Source organism: Streptomyces sp. UH6 (assembly GCF_013421635.1).
Classification (GTDB): Bacteria; Actinomycetota; Actinomycetes; order Streptomycetales; family Streptomycetaceae; genus Streptomyces; species Streptomyces abyssomicinicus.
Genome location: NZ_JACADT010000614.1, coordinates 1 through 3,481, shown reverse-complemented (window position 1 = coordinate 3,481; position 3,481 = coordinate 1). Strand labels below are relative to the sequence as shown.

Sequence of the window (3,481 nt, the reverse complement as noted above, 5' to 3'; positions counted from 1 at the left end):
AAGCGGCTCGTCCTGCACGTCGATCGGCACGTTGAGGACCACGGTGCGGCGCTCCCGCGCGCACAGTTCGTAGGCCCGCGTGACGTCGTCGAGCGCGGTGCTCGGTGAGCGGACCCGCCGCGCGACCGCGCCGAGCGCCTCGGCGATGGCCTGCTGGTCGATGAAGAAGTTGGAGGTCGGCTCGGGCGCCTCGGCGGTGACCACGAGCAGCGGGGTGCGGCTCTTGGCGGCCTCCCCGATCCCGGTGAGGGCGTTGGTGTAGCCGCAGCCCTGGTGCAGGGAGAGGACGGCGACCTCGTCGCTCATCCGGGCGTAGGCGTCGGCCATCACCGAGGCGCCGCCCTCGTTGCGGGCGGCGACGAAGCGTGCGCCGGCCTGCACCAGGGCGCCGGTGAAGTGGAAGTTGCCGCTGCCGACCACGCCGAACACCGTGCGCACACCGAGGTCGTGCAGGGTGCGGCCGATGGCTTCGCGTACCAGCATGGTCGGTTCTCTCCGTTCGGGGAAGCGGTGGCCGAGGCCCCGCGGCACCCCGCCGTGCGGTGCGCGACGGGGCCCGGCGGGGACGTCCGGTCAGACGGTGCCGAACGCGCCCGCCCTGACGCCCGCGACGAAGGCGGCGAAGGAGGCGGCGGGGAGCGCCAGGACCGGACCGGCCGGGTTCTTGGAGTCCCGGACCGGAACGACGCCGCGGGAGGGGACGAGGTTCACGGCGACCTCGACGCACTGGCCACCGTTGTCGCTGTAGGAGGACGTGACCCAACGAGGGGATTCGGTCGTCACGAGATGCCCTTTCGTAGCTGGCTGATCAAGGCGACAGATTCCGCCTGGGACAGCGCTTCGGCCTGTAGCTGATGGTAGGCCGTCAGCACGGGCAGCACCGAGGTGCTTTCCCGCTCCAGGTGGCCCCGTTGGGCGGACTCCGCGTAGGACATGAGCGCTCTGTCCGCAAGCGTGAGGATCGTGATCGGCAGGTTGAACGGCCGCCGGTGCCCCATCGTGAACTCCGCGATCTGGAGCACCGTGTTGGGCAGCTCCGCGAAGGCCAGCAGGTGGTCGAACTGCGCGGCCATGACCGACGGGTCACCGATGGGCCGCCGGATGCAGCTCTCGTCCAGCACCACGAACACCAGCGGCCGGGACCTCCGGTCGAGGGCGCCCTGCCGCTCGGCGACGAGGGTCACCCGCTCGTCCGCCTGCTCGGGACTGATGGCTCCTCGCGCCACCGCGCTCTCGGCCAGCACCGTCGCGTACTCCCGCGTCTGCAACAGCCCGGGGATCACGCCCACTTCGTACAGCCGGATCTCCACGGCCCGGCCCTCGTAGGCGACGAACTCGGGGAACCCCTCCAGCAGGCTCCCGTGCCGGAGTTCCCGCGAGAGCCGCTCGAACGTCTCGGCACTGTCCGTTATCCCGAAGGCCCGGTCGGCACTGCGCGAAAAGCGCAAGGTTGGAAGCTTGCGACCGGTTTCCACGGACGAGATGTGCGTGCTGGAGTACTCCATCCGCGCCGCCAGGTCCTCCTGCTTCCAGCCGCGCGCCTCGCGCACCGTCCGCAGACGTGCGCCGAAGGCCGCGGCCGGGGAGCTCTCGGGGTTCAGCTCCTTGCGGTTCATGGGCGTGCCACCAACCTTCCGTCCCCTTTCGCAAAGTTGAGAGGGGGCCGACTCTAGGCCACGCTGGGCCCCCTTGGTAGTCGCTCCGTCACGGAGAGGAGTTGCCGTGGTCGCTGACCAGAAGTCGCCTCACGTGCGGGGACGTCGTGAGGAAGCCGAGTCGCCCGCCCTCCTGACCCCCGGCCGAATCAGCCGCACGGGTGACGACGGGACAGGGTCCGTCGACCTGGTGCTCCCCCGCGAGGGACGGTCCGTCGCGCTCGCCAGACGGTTCGCCGTGGACCGCGTCCGCGAGGAGATCCCGGACCCCCCGGACGAACTCGTCGACGCCGTCCGCCTGGTCACGTCCGAGCTGACCACGAACGGCATCAAGTACGGCGCGCGCGACGACGACCTGATCGGCGTGACCGTGCGGATCACCCCGGACCGGGTGCGCGTCGAGGTCCACGACCCCAACCGCCGGCGCCCCCGGCTCCGCGGCGCGGCGGACCGGCGGCGGCGCAACCACGGCAACGGCCTGCACATCGTCTCCGCCCTGGCGCACGGCCGCTGGGGCGTGGGCCCGAGGCCGTTCGGCAAGTACGTGTGGGCGGAGATCCCGCGCGACCGGTGACACCGGTGACGCCCGCGCGCGGCGGGCGAAGGCGTGGAACTCGCCACGCGGTGGCCGTGCGAGGCGCGGACGCGGGAAGGACCTCGGTATGACGAACTCTTCCGTGCAGATCAAGGCCGTGATCGTCGACGCGGCCGACCCGGAGCGGCTCGCCGGGTTCTGGGCCGAGGTCCTCGGCAGGCAGGTGGCGGGCCGGACCGGCCCCTACGTGTGGCTGGACCGGGAGGGCGACCTCGTCGTCGGCTTCCAGCAGACCTCCGAGCCGCGGCCGCCGGGCAAGAACCGCGTGCACCTGGACGTCTCCTGCCCCGACCCGGTCACCGAGCAGCGGCGGATCGAGGGACTGGGCGGGCGCAGGCTGCACGCGTACGACGACGGCGGCTTCCTCGTGATGGCGGATCCCGAGGGCAACGAGTTCTGCGTCATCCCGGACGGTCCCGACGGCTCCGTCGGACTCGACGGCCAGGGACGCGCGCACTACCTGGACCCCCGGCCGGACCGACGAGCGGACGGGAAAGATCACCACTGACGGTCCGTCGGCGTTACCGTGGGCGAATGTCTGATCGACACGACGACGGCGACACCGGGCGGGTCGAGGAGGCCTGGCGCAAGGTCACCGACTGGCTCGCCGAGCACGCTCCCCTCTCCCACGCCTCGCTCCTGCCGCCCGCCACGGAGGAGGAGATCGCCGCGGCCGACTCCTGCCTGAGGGAGTTCGTGGGGCACGGACTGCCGACGGAACTCGTGGCGCTGTGGCGGCTGTGCGGCGGCGTGGAGCACCTGGGGATCGAGGCCGACGAGGAGGGCGAGGTCGGCTCCGGGAGGTTCCTGCCGGGCGGGGTGCTGTACACCCCCGCCCAGGCGGTGCGCGGACGGCTCCCCCTGATCGGTGAGCGGGACCACTGGCGCGGGGCGCAGGTGGTCCCGTGGCTGACGACGGACGAGGCCGGGCCCGAGAGCGGCGAGTACGTGGGCGCGGAGGGCGTCGGCCACTGGTCGCTGCCCGAGATGGAACTCCGTCTGCACCAGCCGTCGTTGGCCGCGTACCTGGAGGCGGTCCACCGCACCCTGACGGAAGGGCCGGCGGACCTGATGGGCCCGGACGTGCCCGGTGTCGTCTGGGGCTGCCTGATCTGGGACGCCCCCGCGTACCCCCTCCTGGACGAGGCCCGCCCGCACTGGACCCCCGTCCACGGGGCGTCCCGGTGAGGCGGGCGTGGGCCGCGCTGGGACGGACCCGGCGGCTGCTCGT

The 3,481-nt window shown here is 72.4% G+C and carries 6 protein-coding genes; 3 read left to right on the top strand and 3 right to left on the bottom strand.

Annotated features, from left to right (window positions below; translation table 11 throughout):
• The 3 genes from HW445_RS23050 to HW445_RS23040 all read right to left on the bottom strand — a co-directional run.
• The coding region (locus HW445_RS23050; protein WP_257231236.1) for a thiamine pyrophosphate-binding protein at window positions 1-483 on the bottom strand (483 nt) is incomplete at its 3' end.
• Window positions 484-573: 90 nt separating this feature from the next.
• Window positions 574-783: a DUF397 domain-containing protein gene (locus HW445_RS23045; RefSeq protein ID WP_180222873.1), complete on the bottom strand. Its 210-nt coding sequence runs from the start codon at window positions 781-783 to the stop codon at window positions 574-576.
• A complete protein-coding gene (locus HW445_RS23040) occupies window positions 780-1,616 on the bottom strand; it encodes a helix-turn-helix transcriptional regulator (RefSeq protein ID WP_180222872.1) in 837 nt (278 codons plus the stop codon). The genes HW445_RS23045 and HW445_RS23040 overlap by 4 nt, the downstream gene beginning before the upstream one ends.
• A gap of 106 nt (window positions 1,617-1,722) precedes the next feature.
• Here HW445_RS23040 and HW445_RS23035 point away from each other — a divergent pair, with 106 nt between their 5' ends.
• From HW445_RS23035 to HW445_RS23025, 3 genes are all read left to right on the top strand, one after another.
• Window positions 1,723-2,229 (top strand): ATP-binding protein, encoded by a 507-nt coding sequence (locus HW445_RS23035; RefSeq protein ID WP_308799730.1) that lies wholly within the window; start codon window positions 1,723-1,725, stop codon window positions 2,227-2,229.
• A gap of 88 nt (window positions 2,230-2,317) precedes the next feature.
• Window positions 2,318-2,758 carry a VOC family protein gene (locus tag HW445_RS23030; protein ID WP_180222871.1) on the top strand — a complete coding sequence of 147 codons (441 nt, stop codon included), beginning with the start codon at window positions 2,318-2,320 and terminating at the stop codon, window positions 2,756-2,758.
• Between the two features lie 26 nt (window positions 2,759-2,784).
• Window positions 2,785-3,438, top strand: coding sequence for a hypothetical protein (locus HW445_RS23025; RefSeq protein WP_180222870.1), 654 nt, complete (start codon window positions 2,785-2,787; stop codon window positions 3,436-3,438).
• The last annotated feature ends 43 nt before the right edge of the window (window positions 3,439-3,481 follow it).